Here is an 18,455-nt window from a genome sequence, read left to right as displayed (position 1 = left end):
TCCTCGTCTGCCGGACTAGGCCTTTCGGCTGAAGTCCATCCGCTTCTTGCCCAATTCGAGATACCCGCTGTCCATCACCTTCGGAATGACGTAGGTGCCATCCTGGAGCTGATACGAAATGAGGTTGGGTTTGCCATCCTTCATCTCGTAGACCGAAAACTTCTCCGGCGCGTTCGTCTTGATGTACGTGAACTTGTCGTCGTGATAGATCGACTGGATGTCGAAGGGCGCTTCGTTTGCCTTGAAATGGTAGTCGAACTTGAGCTGGGTTTGGTAGTTGCTCTTGTACTCGTCCACCGCTTGGCCCACGTGCGCCTGCAGCGCCGAGAGTTGTTGCATCGACTGCTCCAGCTGAGCCGCGGGTACGAACTGAGCCGGTCCCGCAGCCGCGACGATCGAGGATTGATCGGCTGGCTGAATCAATACCTTGAGATCTGGCTGCTGGGATGTAGTGGATACGTCCTGCAAGGTAAAGCTGTAGATGTTGCCTTTGTCCGTGATGAGGTTCAGGTTGGTGCTGATACCAGCCTTCGCAGGATGAACGAAGCAGAAGTTGTTCACGACATCGACGACCCAGAAGTCCTTGTCACCTGTCGCGGCCTCCATGATCTTCTCCGTGCCGGGAACCTGGATCAGAGTCGTGTACTTCAGTTTGGCGTGGATGGGCACGATGTCCTGCGAGTGATACGCGACAGTTCTCGCCGAAGCATTCTGGGCAACGGCAGAAACCGCGAAAGCAACGGCGAACATGAGGGAGATGAGAATGCGCTGCATGATGCCTCCTTGGTTAGCGGGTTGAGTGGGCCGTAGCGGACACGATGGAGCGCGGATGGAACGGGTGGTCCTGTGCGAGCTTTCGCAAGCCCTCGGCAATGCCGAGGCGAGCAAAGTAGTCGCGCTTGATGAGGTTGTCGCGAGCATTGTTAGTAGCCGTCCAATGCGTGACGGAATCGACATTGAGGTGAACCTTCTTGCTGGATTGCGCCTTACGGATGAGCATTTGGCCGGGAGGAACAAGCCCGGCGATGAGTTCCAACTCCGTGTCGTTGAGGTGGAACGCCTCGCGGTAGAGGTCGCGGTCCATCTCCGGATTGGCGAGGAAGATCTTTGTGAGGCAGCTCTCAGAGACGATCTGGAGCATGCCGGACTCGGAGAGCTCCTTCAGAGACTGGGTCGCAAGCACCATCGCAGCGTTGTTCTTACGCCAGGTCTTCTGCGCCTGCACAATGTAGCTGCGAATGGTTTCGTTTCGAATGAACAGCCATGCCTCATCTAAAAGGAAGAGCTTGAAGGTTGCGAGCCGTGCAGGATCAGTGATTTCGTTCGACGCACGATGAAGTACGTAAAACAGAAGTGGTTCGAGGACATCGGGCGCATCGCCCCAACCGCCAAAGTTGAAGGTCTGAAAGCGGGAGAACGATAGCGTGTCCTCGCCGTTATCGAAGAGGAAGCCATATTGGCCTGCCTTTGTCCATCGATGGAGCCGATCTTTCAGCTCTCCCACGATGTTGGCAAAGTTCGAGAGCGTGCGCTGCTTCGGCTCGAGTTGATAGGTGCGTTCAATCGCGTCCCATAACCGACGTTCCTCTTTGAAATCCAGCCGGTAACGCTGCTCGCTGCCTTCGATCAGAACCCGAAAGTGAGAGAACAAGAACTGAATGTTCTCTTTCGTCGGCTGCAGTGAGAACGGATTGATTGTGAAATCGCGCGAGTCCTGGCCGACATTGAGGTAGCTTCCGCCAAAGATGTGGGTCAGTGATTCAAAGGAACCACCGATGTCGAAGATGTACGTTTGGGGCTGATACTTCTGAGCATTCTGAAGAAGAAAGTTGGCAAGGTAGCTCTTACCGCTGCCGGTCATTCCGAGGATCAGCGTGTGCGCGACCTCGCCGTTATGCAGGTTGAGAAAGTATGGGGTGCTGTTGTCGGTTTCCAGCACGGCAAGGTACTCGGATCTCAGGTGCTCGTTCCGCTTCTCGCCGGGCAGGATCGTGAGGAGGAAACTCAAATCGGCGTAGTTGCTATTAAGCAGGTACAGGCGACGGAGGTTGAGAGCATAGTTTCCCGGTACAGTGCCGAAATAGGCGTTCAGCTGGTTGTAAGTCTCAGCATGCAATGTGCCGTCAGCGTTCGTGAACACCCCTTGGAACTCGCCGGCCTGTCGATCAAGCTCTGCAAGCGAGTCTGCGTGAAGCACGACGGTCAGCGAGAACTCTCCGAGGGACTGGCCCTCTCCAAGAGCTCGCATGCAATCTCCGAGGTTTTCGATATCGGCTTGCTTTGACTCGTCGACCAGAACGTCTCGGGCACTGGTAGTTCCGGCATCACTGTTCATCTGCGATACGAAGCCCGTCTTCGAAATGTTGAAGTGTCTACGTCGCTTTGTGACTTCTTTCCGTGCCTTGTCCTGAGCGATCGGCTGCCATTCCGTGCAGACCATGAAACTGGCCGGGATCTTTAAGAGCGCATCGAGAACTAGTGGTCGGGTTTCGCCAATGACCTCTTTCATTGTGAGGAGGCGCACGAAGTGCGAGCCGACACGTAGGTGATCTCGCTCTGCTTCAATGTTGGTGTTGACTATTTGGTAATCGAGAAACTGTGAGGATTGAGGCCGTCCTGCGATGTGCGAGAGGTCGTAGTTCACAAGCTGCCGAAAGAAAGTGAACTGGTCTTGCTGATCTTGCTGCTGAATGTGGACGAAGTCCGCGAGCTGTTGCGCAAAGGCGTCGACCCGCTGGTTAAGACGCGTGAGACTTGCTTCGATCTGAAAGCGCAACAGCGTTTTCATGCTTCTTTGACTGAACTGACTCTTGAATTCGCCCAGTGCTCCTGAAGGATCGGAGAACAACATTCCAAGGGCGGCACCGAGGCCACGCTTCGTTCGCGAACCCTCAAGGAGAACCACATAGACGATCTGAATCTCAAAGAGGTGATCCCGCTTGGACTCGAAGAATGTGCGTCGCTGATCGACCGCCGTCTCGACAATCGGGTCCTCATAGTGGGCGAATGGCACGTCGGGTCGACTGGTCTTGGTGAGGTATTGGTAGACATGGAAGCCCGGCCCGAATGACTTGAGCGCGGCTTCAAGCCGCCTGACGGCATACTCCTGCTCAGCCTGATCGAGGCTTTCGTAATCGACGCCCCGGACTGCAAGCACCTTCCCGAGGTCACCTGATTTCGTCAGGAAGGTGTGTTCATCCCAGAAGCCGTAAAGGTTAATGTGGTCATTGAGTGCGGCGGCCTCTTTCCAAGGCTTGATGACGTGATCAAGTCGAAGCATTATCGAACCTCCGTTCTAGGAACGGTCTGTTTCGCTGCGTCATATCTGGTCTTGAACTTGTCGGAACGAGCAAGGATGCGAAGAAAAGCGGGATCGCTGTTCGTAACCCATGATCCAAAGGCATAGCCTCCGATGAAAACCGCGATGCCAGCGAGAATCGAATTGAACAGGTTGAAGCAGCCCACCGCAGCAACGCAGACGAAGAAGAAAAGCGTCCGCTCGACCCCAAGATAGGTAAGCGGCTTATGCAGGCTCTTGAAGACCCGGTTTCGCCGCTGCCGGATTGTTGTTTGAATCTGCATAAGCCCTCGTTGAGTGAACCTTGCTGTGGACGTTGACCGTTTCGGGACAGTCCTATTACCCGCCCCAAAGCCAACTCAGGACATTTGTTGCGAGTACAGCGATGCCTGTGCCGGCAGCAACCCCAGCCAGGTTCTTCTTGGCACCGGGCTCGCCATGGGCAAACCCGTAGCCTCCGATCACGATGGCGATCAGGGAAGCTACTTTGGCGATTGTGCCGGTGAAGAGCGTTTGTAGGTTGGTGAAACCGGTGTCGAAGGGTGAACCGGATTGTGCGTGCGCCGCTGCAGGCAGCAGAAGCAGCGCGCAAAGGAAGATAAGACTCGACCGAACAATGCTACGAACGGCCTCGATGGATTGTCTGGGGATTAAGACACGCATACGACGGGACATCGCCACCTCCTGCAACTGTGAATCAGTCGCGGTATGCCGAGACAGTAGGCGGAAAGCTGCCTGTCGTCCAATTCATCTTTTCGATAGCACCATCTCTTCGGAAGATGGTCGACCTTGCATCGTCAACTTGCTTCGAACAACGAAAGTGAATGTTCGCTTTTCCCTCTGATAGATTTCGGCTTTTTCTTACCGTTTGAACTGGCTTGGTATTGCGGGAGTTGTGGAACCCAAATGGATATGAGATCAATTGTCCTCTTTCTAAAGTCTCGAAGCAGCATCGCCAACGCCGGATGTTGTGAAGTCGGCTTCAGGATCAGAGCGGTATCGATCGTCCATTCCGCTCCGTGTATCGGTCGCGTGGTCAACCCAGGCAAGAGTCTTGCCCCTTCCCGAACAAGCGCGTAACCCTGCCTCTCCAGCACAGTCCATTGGATATGCTCTCGATTGGTAGTCGGCTTCGTAGCGCGTGGCTCTATTCCGACCGATTTGAAGAGTTCAAGCAGGCGGGAATATGCGGCACGATGGACTTTTTGATACTGAAATATTCCCAGTTTGCCCGTGAGCAAGTGGGCGGGGATCGCTTCATGTGCCGCCAGAGGGTCATCTGCTCTCATGCAAACTACGAGTGGCACCTTCGCGATAGTGCAGGTCATCAAGTCCGAGTTGTGCTCGATAGGGAGAGTGACAAGAGCGCCGTCCAGTTCACCGTTCCCAACTCGCGCTTCCAAATCCTCAATCTCATCTCCGTCTGCCAGCACTTTGCAGTAAGGGAAGATGCGCCTCGTCGCGGAGATTATCGTTTCCAATGTCTTCTTTTCGACGAGCGCGGAGAACCCGAGTCTTAGAGACGTTATGTCTCCCGTTCTAAGGGCATTCAGCATGTCGATAACGTCTTCACGCCCTTGAAGGAGATCTCGGCCATAAGCTAAGAGGATCTCTCCGTGCGGCGTAAGCGTGACGCCGTCTCGCTCTCTGTGCAGAAGCACAATATCAAACAACTCTTCGAGCTGCTTGATCTGGGTGCTGATTGCGGATTGAGTGATGTGGACTCGGGCTGAAGCTGCGGTGATTGTTCCTTCTTCAGCGATTGCCTGGAGATACTTCAAGTGACGAAATTCCAACTGATCGTAGTCAATCATGGGCCCCCCGGTGCTCTGCGGTGCGGTGGACACTTCCGTTCACGGGTCTTGCCGTAAATCCTGCGTTAATGATTTTCCACAAGAGGTATCAATATCGTCAACCCCGCGCACCGACTGTCATCTTCCCGAGCTATGGCGCTATCTACAAAATGAATTGGACATCGTAGCCAGCTCTCGTCATCATGCGGGCTAGGAGGTGCAATTCCATGCAAGAAGAGTTCGTCTCACAGAGGAAACCACCAGCCAGGGCGATCGTTCCGAACAATCAGCGACTACTCGTCGGGAGAAGAGAGGCCGCGGACTTGCTCTCTATCAGTGCCCGTGCGCTCGACTATCTCGTCGCTAACAAGCAACTCACGACAAGACGAATTGGCTCGCGGGTCCTGATCCCAATTTCCGAACTTCAGCGCTTCGCGCGGGCCGATCACCCGGGGCGTCTAGCCAGCTGAGCAGCGGACGTCGCCAACGCGTGACCGAAGCCCGTTGCCAGATCTTCGTTGCATCCATTCCTATGGCACGCAAGCCCACTATCTGCGTTCATAATAATTGACACTACTCGTTATTACGTTCACAATTATGGACGTAGCCTTGGGTTGATTATTATGGATACCCTACCCATCCCTGTCAAAAACGCGATGCGGAAGTTCGGAAGCGACATCCGGGATGCGCGGCTGCGCCGCCGCATTCCGGTGGCGGTAATGGCACAACGCGCGTTTATCTCACGTACCACTCTCGCAAAGCTAGAAAAAGGCGATCCGGGCGTTGCTATGGGAACCTACGCTGCTGTTCTGTTTGCGCTCGGGATGATCGACAAGCTGCGTGAACTCGCCAGCGCAAGATCGGACGAGATTGGACTCGCACTTGATGAAGAACGCTTGCCGAAACGAATTGAAATTCGTCCCAGGCGTGCGGCCAAAGCCCCAACGAGGAAGTGATGGACCGTCAAATATTTGTCTACGTTGACCTCGACAACACGCCCCACTTGGTTGGGCGTTTATGGCTGCGCGCTCGCAACAGGACTGAAAGCGCTACATTTCAATACGACGAAAGCTGGCTTAAAAATCCAGAGCGATTTGCCTTAGAGCCGGCCCTGCAGATGGATGCCGCTCCGTACCACACGGACACCGGGAAGAGGCTGTTTGGCGCAATTGGAGATTCGGCTCCCGACCGCTGGGGCAGAGCCTTGATGATGCGCGCCGAAGCAAGGCGGGAAAGAAAAGCAGGTGAGCCGCCCCGTACTCTTTGGGAGGCTGACTATCTGCTTCTGGTCGACGATGAAACGCGCCAGGGCGCTCTTCGATTCGCAGAACAGGGGGGCGGTCCATTTTTGCGTCAAGTCGTCGACCATCGAACGCCTCCACTGATTGAGTTGCCTGCGCTCCTCGCTGCGAGCGAGCACGTCTACGACGAAGTGGAAACTGCAGAAGATTTGCGCCTGCTGCTTGCGCCCGGATCGTCTCTCGGCGGCGCACGCCCAAAAGCTTCGGTGAGGGATCGCGATGGAGAGCTTGCGATTGCAAAGTTCCCCCACCACGCCGACCGTATCAGCACTGTTTTGTGGGAGGCTGCGGCCTTACGGTTAGCGTCAGCAGCAGGAATCAATACCGCGACTGGCAGAATTGAAAAAGTCGCTGGCAGGCCAGTCTTTCTCCTGCGGCGCTTCGACCGTCAAGGGACTACACGGCGGCCGTTCCTCTCGGCAATGAGTATGCTTGGGGCCGTGGACCACGAGACACGAAGCTATTTGGAAATAGCGGACGCGATTCAAAGGTATGGTGCGGCTCCCACAGAAGATCTGCATGAGCTTTGGCGGAGAATTGTCTTCTCGGTTCTAATCTCGAATACGGACGATCACCTGCGCAATCATGGCTTCCTCTATGAAGGAAATCGAGGTTGGAGATTGTCACCCGCATACGACCTAAACCCGGTTCCAGTTCAGTTTCGTCCGCGCATCCTGTCCACGCTCATTGATGAGCAGAGCGGGGATGCTTCGCTTGAACTCGCCTTGAGTGTTGCAGAATACTTCCGACTCGATCAGACGCAAGCGCGGCAGACGGCGTATGAAGTGGGCAATGCCGTCTCACGCTGGAGACAGGAAGCAACGGCTCTGGGAATTGCAGCGGCTGAAATCAATCTTGTGGCTTCGGCATTCGACCATGAGGACCTGATCCTGACGCAGAAGCTGAAAGTTATGGGCGACTGAATATACCGGTGGACATTGCTTCAATCGGCTTTTCGCACCTTCCCGCGCCGCAGTCGACCATACTGATAACGCTTCGCGCAGCGCGGGTAGCTTTGCCCTCGCTTCTTCAATCTGTTTTCGATCTAGGACGCGTTCGGTGTCTACCCACCGCAATACTGTGTTCGCCGGCTTGTTGGCACCTGCAGATGCGCTGTCCACATCTCTGCCTGTTGTGATCTTGTTCAGGTTCTCAAGGGAGGCCTCAGCCATCTCGAGATCTCGCGTGAGACGTTCGATCGCATACTCCGCAGCAAACTCGATCTGCTCTTCACCGCTGAGATGACGTACCTTGGGCTCCCTTGGTACGAAGCCTGGCAATCGCTTTCCTTCTCGGAAATGGCCAATCGCCTCGCGCGCCTCTCTGAGTTCTTCTTCAGTATCCTCGTCGACCCGCCCGCGCCGTATCTCGGATAGGATTTCTAAAGCGATCGAATCTGCGCCGGAAGCAATGAGAGCTTCAACGAGCGGAGTGATCCTCGAGTCGATCGTCGCCATTTCTAAGCGTCACCTCTTTCCAGTAGATGATATGTCGAAAACCGGCACTTGGCGTCAGAGAGAGAGAGGCGAAGGGCCATCGAGGGCTTGATCTCAAGCAAGCGCTTCCACGCCATTGATGCCGAGCAGGCATCAGTCCCGATATGTATGGTCCCCCGCAGGACTGCAAGGGGAAGTTTGGTCGAGAAGACAAGTCTGCGCAAATGTATTCGTCAATAAGGGCGAAGGCTGTGTCAAGGACAAAACATCCTGTTCGCTGCTTGAAGCAACGCTCTGAGCCAGGGTTTAGAGACCGGGGCTTGAGCGGAACCTCATAGAATCACTTTCGGTGGAATGTCCTCCACCAACCATCAATACGGCCACGAACTGCGGCCATGATTCCTCTATTCGGACACCCAGCCTATGCTGGGTGCGAGAGCGCCTACTCAGCCTGTCGGTCTGGCTTTCGCTGACCAGAATACATTTCAGGCTACCCTCGATGAGAGAACTTGTGGATACGGTGTCTGGGTGCGAAGCATCCAGTACATTCGTATCGCGAGTTTGCGTGCTGCGGCCACCTTGGCCACGGTGAAGTGTTTCTGATGGCAACGGTGTAGATATTCCTTGCGAAATACAGGATCAAAGCGCACGGCTCTGTTCGCAGCTTCAACCAGAAGGAATCGGAGCAGTCGGTTTCCCTGTTTGCTGATCCCGCCCATCCGCTGCTTGCCTCCAGACGAGTACTCGCGAGGAATCAGGCCCAGGTAACTGGCGACTTGCTTGCCACGCGGGAAGCGGCGAACATCTCCGACGGTCAACACGAAGGCGAGTGCAGTTACGGTGCCGACTCCTGGCTGGCTCATCAGCAGATGCACGTCGGGGTAGTGTCCGGCCACCTGCGTTAGCGCATCGCTCAGCATTTCCAGTTGACCATCCAGCATGGAGAGTAAGTTGAGTAGGTCTTGCCTACGTCGATCTGCCCATGGTTCCAGAGGAAGAGATGCGAGCGCAGCACGGCCTTCCTCACTCCACAGCTTCTGCTTTTTCTGCATTCCCTGGTTCAACATGAGATGTTGGAGTTCGTTCTTAACCCGCGTGCGTATCTGCACCAGCTTATGCCGATGGATGAGTAACTGGCGATGATCCCGCATCTCCGCGCGCCCGGTATCCAGATGCGCGGAAATCTACCATCTATCAACAGTTGCAGAATGTGTTTTGCGTCCCGTCGATCCGTTTTCTGCTTCCGTACATAGCTGGCACGTATCTGCGCGGCATCGCCGATCCACACTTCATGGTCTAGCTTCTGCAGCAAGGACACGAACCACTGATCGTTGCCTACCGCTTCGATACCCACCAAGGCGGGTGAAGCCAATTTTCTGTAGAACCGCTCAGCTTCTCCGGTCGCGTGCATTAGCTTGTGGTCATCGATTCTGCCGGTCTCAGTGTTGAACATGGCGACTTGTTGATAGCTTGGGTGAAAATCACAGCCTATTATGATCATCCGGACTCCCTCCTCCCGCTGACCCTGGTCTCTAAACCAACCACAGTCTACCGGGGTGCGTTGGAGCCTTCGCCCTTATCTAATCAGCCTTTTGAGTGGAGACTAGTTCTCCTGGCCATGATGAGTTGCGCGCGTGTCGGTCCTTCTAAGTCGGTCGGTCGTTTGAAGACCATTTTCGGCCCCGCTATCCTCCAATGGGAGGTGGGCACAAGGGTGACGACGCGCACCAGAGCGCGGCCCGTGATCTGACCATTTGTGCGCACAGAGGTGCACCGACGAGCATCGGAACCGGCCACTAAGTATCCCCAAAGTATCCCCAGGCGGGGACACGGCTATTCTGTTCGTGAGGGCCTCGTTTACAAATAGGCAAGATTTTCAAGGAGTTAGTGGTGGCCCGGGCAGGAGTCCAACCTGCGACCTTCGCGTTAGGAGTGCGCTCCAGGCTTTGCAGCCCACTTCGACGGATTGCAGGTCGATGCGGCTTGGAACCCTATAAACATTGGACGTTGTGATGATTGCGGAGTTTGGAAAGACTTGCAATAGCCTGCATGAAAATTTGGCCGTGGTGTACCAAAGGTGTACCACTTGGCGTATCCTGAAGCGGAGATTTCGGAGGTGGATATGGCTGCCAACACCACAGCAAAGACAATCGACGCAATGCTCGCCCATGAGGATTTTCCTGGGCTGTATGAACGCAAAGGCTACTGGTACGCCCGCTATAAGGTGAAAGGCGTTGGCGTAAAGAAGTCTTTTGGCCCCAACAAGGCCGGCATGAAAAAGGCCATTGCCCATTTGGCCACGATTCAGAAGATCAGGGATGACCGGGAAGGCTATATTCCCAAGACCGCGAAAGAGAAACCTCAGACCGCCAACGATCTAAGAGCCGCTCCGGTCATCACTGGTTCGGTCACAGTCAGCGAGTTGTGTGATGACCTATTGCGTCATATCCAGCGCAATCCGAAAGAGTACAAGGACCAAAGGAATCCGGTCTACCGCATCGGCCTAATCAAGCAGGAGTTCGGAGATCGTGTAGCTGCATCCATCAGGCCACCCGAACTCGCCGATTGGCTTGACTCAGTAAAGAATGACAAGACGGGTAAGCCCTTAGCCCCGGCTTCTCGCAATCGCCTTAAGGTCACGCTCTCTTCTATGTACCGCTACGGCAAGGAAAGGGACAAGGTTCAAGTGAATCCTGCTCGTGATGTCAAACAGAAGAAGATCAGCAACGGCGTGATTCGCTTTCTGCGTGAGGAGGAAGAAGTGAGAATCCGTAAGGTCTTGCAGAATGCCGTAGACGCCTGCCCGACTCTAAACAAGCAGATGCGGAAACGGCTGGAGCATCGCATCCATGAGCTCACCATATCCCTTGGGACCGGTATGCGTAAGGGTGAGCAGTACAGCCTCCAGAGGCCAGATGTGGACCTCGAACGTCGCCGTATTTCAGTCAGTGATACAAAGAACGCTGAAGTCCGTTATATACCTATGAATGATGATGTCTATGAGGCATTTCGGGCGCTTCTTGCCATGCACTTGTCGCGCAAGGATCGCGCTGAAGACAGGCCTAATCAGTCTCCTTCGGATTCCATATTCGGGATCGGCGATAACAAGAAGTGGTGGATTGAAACACTCAAAAAGGCAAAGGTGAAGAACTACCGCTGGCATGATAACAGGCACACATTTTGTTCCCGTTTAGCACAGGCTGGCGTTCCCCTCAAGACGATTCAGGAACTCGCCGGTCATAAGACAATCCAGATGACGGCCCGTTACGCCCACATGGATCAGAGGCATTTAGAGAATGCTGTATCTATTTTGAACAGTAAGAAGGCAGCTTGATTTGCAAAGCCATCGGACTGATCCGGCTTTATCCATACGTGATTGTTCTTCAGAGCCAAAATGAATCGTGCTGGACAGGCTTCAGCCAACGATCCGTTCCGGATGATCGCAGCGAGCATACTTTCGAAGGTCGGCTACCGGAATGAGAACTCGCCCTCCGATTCTCCGGGTCGGCAAGCGTTTCGACGACACAAGGTAGTCGAGTCCACGCTGGCTAATAGAAAGAAGCTGAGCAGCCTCTTCACGACTCACCAGCAGTTTGTCTTCGGGTGCCACAGTGACCCGCTGGGGAGGCTTTTTGCGATCGGCCCTGAATTCTGCCCTTGTGTACTCCCGTTGTGGCGACTTCAATGCGCCTCTCTCGAAATCAATGGCCCGCTCTGCCGACATAGTCCCATCTCCTGTAAAAGATTTTCGTGCGTGTTCTGAACGTCCCTGTCCTCAAGTACGACTTGCTTACCACCATCCCCTCATCTCTTCACGAATGAGGTGTTCAAAGACTCAACCCAAAACCCATCCTTACCTCCTTGTCAGGCGTTGGCATGATCTTCTGCGGCGATAGGGCGATAGCCTGTTCTGGCTTGTAGGCGCTCTGGTGCGAGACATCGTGGCCTAACGCCTGTGGCAGTTTCTCCCGGTTGTCAGTGAAGATTTGAGCGTCCCATTGGCCGCGTGAGAGCGACACATACGCCATACGGTTGTTGAGGAGATCCTTCGCACCAAGTTCGGTGTCTATGTGAACCAACACGCGATCTGCCGTCTGACCCTGGCTGGAATAGCTCGTCAACGCATATCCGTGGTCCAGATGCGGATGGCGTTGCGGATTGATAGCGACGCTGCGCTCGTCGTCCAACCGCAACCGCATCGTTCCATCCGGCGCGATGCTCTCGACGGTTCCCAAGTCGCGATTCGCAATCTTCAACTCCTGGCTGGGTGCGGTGAACTGCATTCGATCACCCACGGAGAATGCTTTCTCCTGTTCTCGGTAGACCGAAACTCCACTCTGGCGACGCGGATCGTAGATTGTCTGCTCCCCACTCGCACGTACAACGGTCAGCGTATTCTCCTGTGCATTCACAGCAAGGACGCGAGTGTAGTCGCCCCTCTTGATTCCGGTCTCTTTCGATGATCGCGAGTAGCGCAGGATGTCATCGACCTGATACTGCTGTGCCCAACTGCGGTCTGCTCCGGTCATCTCCTGACGAGGTACAAGCGTTCGCACGGAATGCTCATGCCTGCTCACAACACCGCGCGATTGCAGTTCATCATGTATCCGCTGATTGATCTCGTTACGCGAACGGTTGTCCGGGGAAACAACGAGTGTTCCGTCAGGAGACTTTGCATACTCTCGCGCAATGGCCACGATCCGCTCATCATGCCCCTTTACCTCATGCACACGGCCCTGCTGGTCGAGGTTCTCTACAGCGGCTCCCACCTGGCCGCGCGCCAACTGCTCGACGACCTGCTTCAACTCGGGGTCGCGCTGTCGAACAATGTCATCCAACGTCACCGTACGCATTCCTGCTTGTTGTAATTGTGCGAACGGACGACCCGCCTCCACGGCTTCATGCTGGCGACTATCTCCTACCAACAACACTCGATCATTGCGATGAAGACGTTCGATGAACTCGTGCATCTGACGGGTCGAGGCTAGCGAAGACTCGTCGAGCACATACAGTCGCTTCTCTCCAGTGTCCGGCTGGGCTCCTCTCGCGAGGTGGTGCTGGAATGTCGAGGTCTCCATGCCGGCCTCCGAGAGCTTATGCGCGGCGCGAGATGTAGGCGCAAACCCCTCGACCCTGTATCCCTGTGCTTCCGCGCCTTCGCGGACGACTGCCAACGTCGTTGTCTTGCCCGCACCCGCGACGCCATCGAGTCCCACGATCTTCTCGCGGCTAAGGAATATCTCATTTACCGCATTGCGTTGCGCCCGGTTCAACTCAGGATGGCGATCTTCTGTCCAAATTCGCAACTGCGGTGAAAGCAACATTGGATCGTCGTAGCCGCGCTGATTGCCACGCTGCATATGCCCAACGATCTCACGTTCCTTGCGCATCATTTCAGCGGTCGTGTACAGCGGTGCGGCTCTGCCATTCGTTCGTGCAATCGCCCGAAACTCACCTCGCATCACCCGCTGCTCAAACTCCTCTCGTACTTGGCCGTAGGTGGCCTGCCCCATGCTGCGATCTATCGCCGCTTGTAGGATCGCGCGCTCATCCTGAACTGCAGAGCGTTCAAAGACATGATTTCTCGAATAGGTCACCGACTGCTGCACCGTTTTCTCCGGCTGCACAACTTGATGCTGTTCGCGTGCCTTTGCGACTACATGATCTGCCTGATGGCCGAACCGTGCAGCCAACTCGCGGTGCCGCTGCAATACCTCATCGGGAGAATGGATCTCCTTGCTGTCGCGTGTACGGTGAGCAGCAACCTGCGCTGCGCCCGCGCCGTCTCTGCCAATTTCTTGCAAGTGTCCTTTGATCTGTACGCGACGCGGACTCGATGCCTCCAGATATTCCTGCGAATAGCCCTTGATCTCAGGTTGACCATGCTTGCCGCGCTCGATCTCATAGCCGAGGTCCTGGAGTCTGCTCGCAAGCTCGGATCGGTATACGCTGGTCGCGTACTGTTGTGACTGAAAGAGACTGCGTTCTTGCAACGCCCGCGTCTGCCCGTTGTCCCGCTCGGTCACATTGAAAATGACCGCGTGAGTGTGAAGCTGCGGCGCAGCATAGCCATCTACCGGACGAGCGGTGTCATGCTCGAAGGTCGCGGCGATGAATTTGCCCGTTGTCTCCGGCGCATGGACGTTGCCGATGCGCGCCTGTGTATACCGCTCCAATTCATGCAACGCCACGCGCACGCTTTCACGGTGCGCCGCACGCACCCGTTCATCGCCGCCCACAAGGGCCGTGAGAGAGACGGACTTCGGTGCGGAGAACGTCGCGTCCCAACCCGCGCGGTGCTCCGTGCTGGTGACCTGCTTACCATACCGATTGTCGTATGTCCTGGCAGGCTGGTGCTTAACCAGTTGCGCATCACTCTCAGGATGCCTGCCTTCGCTCAAACGAGCGAACTCTGCGGCTCCAACATTGCCGTTTAAGCCCCACTCCTGCGGAAGTTTTCCCTCCCACTCGCTGTGGCCTTGCTGGTCACGGCTCCAATAGTTTTGCTTTTCCGAACTGAACTCACGGGAGTGATACGTTCGGGCCTGTCCAGCCGACAACGATTTGGAGATAGTCAACATGCGCTTCAGCTCCACAACGAGCGCGGCAGCATCTCACAACTGCCTTGACGCATAGACTAACGCGAATTGTGGATAAGCAGGTCATAATTCAGAATTATTTTTACTGACGGAATCGCCAAACACCTTATGAACACTGCTGATTTCTATAATTCATGTGTGTTCTCTTGATAGTTATTGAAGGTATATTGAGCATCAATTGCTGGCGCATAATTAGTAGTTTGAGGGTGATATTACGACGCGGAAACGCCTCATAGTCTTAACTGAAGATGGAGTCTTCTTCCTGGATTTCAACGGGCGCATTGTCCTGGCGAATTGGAGTCCGCTTTGTTCTCGAACCGCTCTCCTTTGAGAACATTTAGGTACTTCCACTATTAGTTGGCGCGCCGAGCCGCGAGACGCAGTTGCTTTCGGAGAAGGCTAGAGACAAGAGATCGCCTACGTCAATCAATCCACTCAGATTCTTCCCACGGTTTTGACTCCGAACGAGCGGCGTGCGATGTTGACGATCCGCGGAAGATGGGGCGAGTGTTGGAGAGTGCCTTTGAGGCTTGGCTAGAAAGTGGATTGGGAAGATGCTGTGGGTTTGAACTCTCCTGCTGAACTTCAGTGGAGACTGGTTCATCATCACCGCGAAGACGCTCTATATTGACGGGTTGATTGATGCTGTGATGGCGGCTGATTGCAGCCCTGAAATTGATCCAGTTAAACAGAAACTTTGTCTCGCTATTCCAGCGGACGATGTGCGACCGAATCCGGGCGGTGAGTCCCTCTTGATTTGCGAGTCGATCTCCTCCGGATTCCCATCTCCATTCCGGTTCGGGAACGGCTCGGCGAAGTCGTCTCCATTCGTCGCCTATCTCCTCCTTCATGACGAACACGAGATACACGACAATCACCAAAGTTACGCAGCTATAGAGCAAAGGCTCAGTCGCCATTTGAGGAAGACTCCGGCCATCGTAGAAGTCTTCTCGGAGAAATCCTTCCAACTCGGCAGACCCGATGCTTTGCACTTGACTTGTCTCTATCCCAATCCAGCCCTGCCCAAGTGCAGCGGAAGATAATTCCATGGGCAGACCGCTCTGACTCCCATCCGTAACATCGGAGCTGATCAGCAACTGGTTCTTGCGTCCGGGAGCTGTCTCCGATAGCCATCGGATTTGTGTCTGTGCTCCGGGCTCCTTTGCACCCTCGGTGCTATCCCAATATGCCACCAGATAATACCGTTGGAGCGGCGGAAGTTCCCAAGTAAACCACGCCCAAAACGCCAGCAGAGGGAGACACGGAGTCAGGGCCAGAACCACCGCGATGCGCCACGGAAATGCAGTGCGAATCCGAGACAGTTTCATGACGCATTGTCCGGGGTCTTGGTGCTGTTTCGGCGACGCCTTTGGGCCAGGAAGTCTTCGGCCTTTTGTCCTTTTGTTGAGTCAGAATATGCCGACATCTTCCGCAGATCGTCCACGCTCAGTGGCCCCTGCGACGCCTTGGCAAACAGATTCAGCATCAGGTTGCGCATTCCCATGATTTCCGCCAGAAGGATCGGATCGGTTTGCTCCTCCTGAGCGGCGCGCGCATGAGCGAGTGCCGCTTCGCGCAGCCATTCGGCCACCTTCTTTCTTGCTTTGGCGGCAGCCGCCTCCACTTCGCCGAACTCAGCGTCTGTGAGGCGCGTCGCAATGGATTTCGCGCGGGAGGTTTCATTCGCCGGAGCAGTGGGGGACGAGGGGGAGACTATTTCGTGTGACTTGTCGTAAGAGGAGGCCATTCGGGATGCCCCTGCCTGGAACTTGGGTACTTGAAGCGCTTGGATGCGCCCTCTACCTCGCCGGTTTCTACAAATGCCACTGTCGCAACGCATTTACCGAAGAAAACTCTTCGATGCTGCTCCCAAACGCTCGTGTTTACAGCCGGAAACACGAAAACGTAACCAACTGAAACGAGACATGTTAGCTGTCGCAAACTTGACGCACCTTTGCAGTTACCCTTTGGGGATGACGTGTCACCCCTCAACCCGATGCCGTAGGCAGCGCGCTCCTCCAGACGAAGCAAGACCGCCCCGGAGGGCGGCCTGCTGGCGTGTCTCCGTGGAGAGCCTAACCACTGGCTTTGCTCCGACGCGTCACGACTGCATGCTCGATCACCGCTCCAGTAACGACCCCCACAGCGGTTGCGGGAAGAACATAGATCAGCACGTAGGGCCACAGGTTCCTTGGTATCCCGAACAGCTCCACACAGACAGCCGGGATACCATACCAAAGCGCTGTGGAACCTAGCCGCTGCATGAACGTTCTTCTAGGCTTCGGCGCGGGGGCTTTTTCAGAGACTCCGTTAGTTGTTGTCATACATGAACCCCGCTTTGCACTCGGCAGCTAACGCGGTACCTGTACCGAGGCCATTCATCGCGCCAACGGAACCTTGGATGAAACCGCCTGCGACAGCACCGACCAGTCCCGTAGCGCCTAAACTAACCTCGCCTCCAAACAGCTCTCCCGTTACGAATCCCTTGACCGCTCCCATACCGAACCCAATGGCAAACCCACCTATGACGGATTTGGTCACTCTACCCGCCGGACTCGTCCCGCACATTGCATGTGCGGCTTGTTGCATCCGTGATTGGATTGTCGGCTTGTTCTGGTTCCCACTATTTGGGGCCACTCATAATATGGGAACGACGTTTCTTGGCCTGTTTCTCCGCTTCCGTTGGTCCAAATGGACCTTCAGGGTCAACCGATTGACCTAATCTGATGTATGCCAGCCCGACCACAATAGCCTCTGCCACGCTGCCAACTATGATTGTGAAAGATGAATCAAACGGAAATAGATTCCGAATGGCATAGATACCGCAAAAGTGAACTGCCATGAGCAATATGGCGATCAACATTTGCCTTGCTCTCAGAAGAGTCCTACGCAGTTCGATGAAGAGTAGTGAAAATACGGCGACCGTCCAGATTATTGCCTGGATGATGGCTCGATCCGCTGTCGGTGCTCTTTTGTCGCAATATAAGGCCATTCCTCCTACAATAACCGCCCATATAATGCGTTGGGTTCGTGTTCCGGAAGTACTATTCATGTTTATCTCCCTACACATGAGTGATTGGACATGTATTGGCCCATCTCATAAGCCGTGTTCCCCAAAAGGTATACACCCGCGACAAACGCCCCTGCTTCTGCGACCCCAGATACAAGTGATCCGGCTGCTCCGGCGCCAGCTGCGGTAAAGCCGAGACCTTCCGCCGCTCCAGCTGTCAAGACACCTGCCGCAGGGGCTGCTGATGGGAGTAATTTCATAACGTCTGTCCAACCTACTGTTAGGTTATTGTAAGAGTCGGATACTCCGGCTAATAGGGCGGCTCCGATAAGTGCAGTCTCACAACGCATCTGCGAATCCGGCACTTTCGCAGGCCCATAATTCTTATTGGTTGGCGAGGCTGAACGAACGATTATCCCTGTATTTGGGGCTACAACGGCATCGGGCATGTGGGTATGGGTTCAGCGGTTACAACCTTCATACAATCATAGGCAGGCCACAGACAAAAAAGACAACAACTGCCGCAATTAGGGCCAGCATACCAATCTTTCGATTGCGATCAATCAGGATTGCTATGACAGCGAAGACAATTGACAATATGGTGCCAATAACCCAAGCTCCACTAGCTAGTCGGTACACGAACGCGTTCGGACCCTTGGAGTAAAGAAATGTCGTAGCACCCCACACAATGGCGATTTCCAAGATGGAAAGTGCTAATGAAATCGATGCGATCTTATGGTTGAACCAGAATTTCATAACGGGAGTTATTGGCATTGAGTCCTCCCGGCTGGAAGGTAGTAGCTGCGCTTAAACCGGTAAATTGCATCCGGTAACCCGTCAAATATTAGGTGAAAGGGTAGTGTTGGAATGCTGGGCAACCCTGGTCCAGACGGCATCGCCCCAGTTGGGCTGAAGAGATCTAACCTGCATCATTCGTGAAGCCCGCGGCGAACGGCTATTGTGAGCGCGAGATTGTGGCGAAGCTGCTTTAGGCTCGGTGATATTGGTTAGCGTACGA

The 18,455-nt window shown here is 54.8% G+C and carries 17 protein-coding genes; 3 read left to right on the top strand and 14 right to left on the bottom strand.

Translation table 11 applies throughout. The annotated features are described in order from the left end of the window. Positions 1 to 15 precede the first annotated feature (15 nt). From Q363_RS14545 to Q363_RS14525, 5 genes are all read right to left on the bottom strand, one after another. Positions 16 to 774, bottom strand: a complete 759-nt coding sequence (locus tag Q363_RS14545) for a TrbG/VirB9 family P-type conjugative transfer protein (RefSeq protein WP_035351402.1) — start codon at positions 772 to 774, stop codon at positions 16 to 18. A gap of 13 nt (positions 775 to 787) precedes the next feature. After that, positions 788 to 3,280 (bottom strand): VirB4 family type IV secretion system protein, encoded by a 2,493-nt coding sequence (locus Q363_RS14540; RefSeq protein WP_035351400.1) that lies wholly within the window; start codon positions 3,278 to 3,280, stop codon positions 788 to 790. Beyond that, the gene (locus Q363_RS14535) at positions 3,280 to 3,582 is read right to left on the bottom strand and encodes a VirB3 family type IV secretion system protein (protein ID WP_035351397.1); all 303 of its coding nucleotides are present in this window, start codon (positions 3,580 to 3,582) and stop codon (positions 3,280 to 3,282) included. Before Q363_RS14535 ends, Q363_RS14540 begins: the two co-directional genes overlap by 1 nt. A gap of 55 nt (positions 3,583 to 3,637) precedes the next feature. Beyond that, on the bottom strand, positions 3,638 to 3,973 hold the full coding sequence (locus tag Q363_RS14530; protein ID WP_084080363.1) for a TrbC/VirB2 family protein: 336 nt from the start codon (positions 3,971 to 3,973) through the stop codon (positions 3,638 to 3,640). Between the two features lie 122 nt (positions 3,974 to 4,095). Beyond that, positions 4,096 to 5,112, bottom strand: coding sequence for a LysR family transcriptional regulator (locus tag Q363_RS14525; RefSeq protein WP_035351392.1), 1,017 nt, complete (start codon positions 5,110 to 5,112; stop codon positions 4,096 to 4,098). Positions 5,113 to 5,714: 602 nt separating this feature from the next. On the opposite strand from Q363_RS14525, the gene Q363_RS14515 reads away from it, so the two are divergent. Both Q363_RS14515 and Q363_RS14510 read left to right on the top strand, forming a co-directional pair. After that, positions 5,715 to 6,047 carry a helix-turn-helix domain-containing protein gene (locus Q363_RS14515; protein ID WP_035351391.1) on the top strand — a complete coding sequence of 111 codons (333 nt, stop codon included), beginning with the start codon at positions 5,715 to 5,717 and terminating at the stop codon, positions 6,045 to 6,047. After that, on the top strand, positions 6,047 to 7,315 hold the full coding sequence (locus Q363_RS14510; RefSeq protein ID WP_035351389.1) for a type II toxin-antitoxin system HipA family toxin: 1,269 nt from the start codon (positions 6,047 to 6,049) through the stop codon (positions 7,313 to 7,315). The genes Q363_RS14515 and Q363_RS14510 overlap by 1 nt, the downstream gene beginning before the upstream one ends. A gap of 998 nt (positions 7,316 to 8,313) precedes the next feature. On the opposite strand, the gene Q363_RS14505 is transcribed toward Q363_RS14510, so the two are convergent. Together Q363_RS14505 and Q363_RS40515 are read right to left on the bottom strand one after the other, a co-directional pair. Next, positions 8,314 to 8,979, bottom strand: coding sequence for an IS110 family RNA-guided transposase (locus Q363_RS14505; RefSeq protein WP_084080362.1), 666 nt, complete (start codon positions 8,977 to 8,979; stop codon positions 8,314 to 8,316). Continuing rightward, positions 8,889 to 9,329, bottom strand: a complete 441-nt coding sequence (locus Q363_RS40515) for an IS110 family transposase (RefSeq protein WP_035351384.1) — start codon at positions 9,327 to 9,329, stop codon at positions 8,889 to 8,891. Before Q363_RS40515 ends, Q363_RS14505 begins: the two co-directional genes overlap by 91 nt. Before the next feature lie 621 nt (positions 9,330 to 9,950). Between Q363_RS40515 and Q363_RS14495 the strand changes: the two genes are divergently transcribed. Then, entirely contained in the window at positions 9,951 to 11,162 is a 1,212-nt protein-coding gene (locus Q363_RS14495; protein ID WP_157466889.1) for a tyrosine-type recombinase/integrase, read from the top strand. Between the two features lie 81 nt (positions 11,163 to 11,243). Here Q363_RS14495 and Q363_RS46235 read toward each other — a convergent pair whose 3' ends face one another. From Q363_RS46235 to Q363_RS14465, 7 genes are all read right to left on the bottom strand, one after another. After that, positions 11,244 to 11,552: a helix-turn-helix domain-containing protein gene (locus Q363_RS46235; RefSeq protein WP_035351378.1), complete on the bottom strand. Its 309-nt coding sequence runs from the start codon at positions 11,550 to 11,552 to the stop codon at positions 11,244 to 11,246. Between the two features lie 103 nt (positions 11,553 to 11,655). Beyond that, positions 11,656 to 14,409, bottom strand: coding sequence for a MobF family relaxase (gene mobF / locus Q363_RS14485; RefSeq protein WP_035351376.1), 2,754 nt, complete (start codon positions 14,407 to 14,409; stop codon positions 11,656 to 11,658). Positions 14,410 to 14,849: 440 nt separating this feature from the next. After that, positions 14,850 to 15,476 (bottom strand): hypothetical protein, encoded by a 627-nt coding sequence (locus Q363_RS14480; protein ID WP_157466887.1) that lies wholly within the window; start codon positions 15,474 to 15,476, stop codon positions 14,850 to 14,852. Positions 15,477 to 15,751: 275 nt separating this feature from the next. Next, positions 15,752 to 16,174: a plasmid mobilization protein gene (locus tag Q363_RS14475; RefSeq protein ID WP_051978773.1), complete on the bottom strand. Its 423-nt coding sequence runs from the start codon at positions 16,172 to 16,174 to the stop codon at positions 15,752 to 15,754. A 328-nt stretch (positions 16,175 to 16,502) separates the two neighbouring features. Continuing rightward, positions 16,503 to 16,691 carry a hypothetical protein gene (locus Q363_RS40510; protein WP_157466883.1) on the bottom strand — a complete coding sequence of 63 codons (189 nt, stop codon included), beginning with the start codon at positions 16,689 to 16,691 and terminating at the stop codon, positions 16,503 to 16,505. Between the two features lie 46 nt (positions 16,692 to 16,737). Further along, positions 16,738 to 16,968: a hypothetical protein gene (locus Q363_RS14470; RefSeq protein ID WP_157466881.1), complete on the bottom strand. Its 231-nt coding sequence runs from the start codon at positions 16,966 to 16,968 to the stop codon at positions 16,738 to 16,740. An 82-nt stretch (positions 16,969 to 17,050) separates the two neighbouring features. Further along, on the bottom strand, positions 17,051 to 17,479 hold the full coding sequence (locus Q363_RS14465; RefSeq protein WP_157466880.1) for a hypothetical protein: 429 nt from the start codon (positions 17,477 to 17,479) through the stop codon (positions 17,051 to 17,053). Between the last annotated feature and the right edge of the window lie 976 nt (positions 17,480 to 18,455).

Source organism: Edaphobacter aggregans DSM 19364 (genome assembly GCF_000745965.1).
Lineage (GTDB): Bacteria > Acidobacteriota > Terriglobia > Terriglobales > Acidobacteriaceae > Edaphobacter > Edaphobacter aggregans.
This window is presented reverse-complemented; position numbering and strand designations above follow the sequence as displayed.

What these genes read in the sequence shown, in the direction of transcription:
- Q363_RS14545 (WP_035351402.1), bottom strand. Translation starts at nt 774, where the DNA reads ATGCAGCGCATTCTCATCTCCCTCATGTTCGCCGTTGCTTTCGCGGTT.
- Q363_RS14540 (WP_035351400.1), bottom strand. Translation starts at nt 3,280, where the DNA reads ATGCTTCGACTTGATCACGTCATCAAGCCTTGGAAAGAGGCCGCCGCA.
- Q363_RS14535 (WP_035351397.1), bottom strand. Translation starts at nt 3,582, where the DNA reads ATGCAGATTCAAACAACAATCCGGCAGCGGCGAAACCGGGTCTTCAAG.
- Q363_RS14530 (WP_084080363.1), bottom strand. Translation starts at nt 3,973, where the DNA reads ATGTCCCGTCGTATGCGTGTCTTAATCCCCAGACAATCCATCGAGGCC.
- Q363_RS14525 (WP_035351392.1), bottom strand. Translation starts at nt 5,112, where the DNA reads ATGATTGACTACGATCAGTTGGAATTTCGTCACTTGAAGTATCTCCAG.
- Q363_RS14515 (WP_035351391.1), top strand. Translation starts at nt 5,715, where the DNA reads ATGGATACCCTACCCATCCCTGTCAAAAACGCGATGCGGAAGTTCGGA.
- Q363_RS14510 (WP_035351389.1), top strand. Translation starts at nt 6,047, where the DNA reads ATGGACCGTCAAATATTTGTCTACGTTGACCTCGACAACACGCCCCAC.
- Q363_RS14505 (WP_084080362.1), bottom strand. Translation starts at nt 8,979, where the DNA reads ATGCGGGATCATCGCCAGTTACTCATCCATCGGCATAAGCTGGTGCAG.
- Q363_RS40515 (WP_035351384.1), bottom strand. Translation starts at nt 9,329, where the DNA reads ATGATCATAATAGGCTGTGATTTTCACCCAAGCTATCAACAAGTCGCC.
- Q363_RS14495 (WP_157466889.1), top strand. Translation starts at nt 9,951, where the DNA reads ATGGCTGCCAACACCACAGCAAAGACAATCGACGCAATGCTCGCCCAT.
- Q363_RS46235 (WP_035351378.1), bottom strand. Translation starts at nt 11,552, where the DNA reads ATGTCGGCAGAGCGGGCCATTGATTTCGAGAGAGGCGCATTGAAGTCG.
- mobF (WP_035351376.1), bottom strand. Translation starts at nt 14,409, where the DNA reads ATGTTGACTATCTCCAAATCGTTGTCGGCTGGACAGGCCCGAACGTAT.
- Q363_RS14480 (WP_157466887.1), bottom strand. Translation starts at nt 15,476, where the DNA reads ATGGAATTATCTTCCGCTGCACTTGGGCAGGGCTGGATTGGGATAGAG.
- Q363_RS14475 (WP_051978773.1), bottom strand. Translation starts at nt 16,174, where the DNA reads ATGGCCTCCTCTTACGACAAGTCACACGAAATAGTCTCCCCCTCGTCC.
- Q363_RS40510 (WP_157466883.1), bottom strand. Translation starts at nt 16,691, where the DNA reads ATGCAGCGGCTAGGTTCCACAGCGCTTTGGTATGGTATCCCGGCTGTC.
- Q363_RS14465 (WP_157466880.1), bottom strand. Translation starts at nt 17,479, where the DNA reads ATGAATAGTACTTCCGGAACACGAACCCAACGCATTATATGGGCGGTT.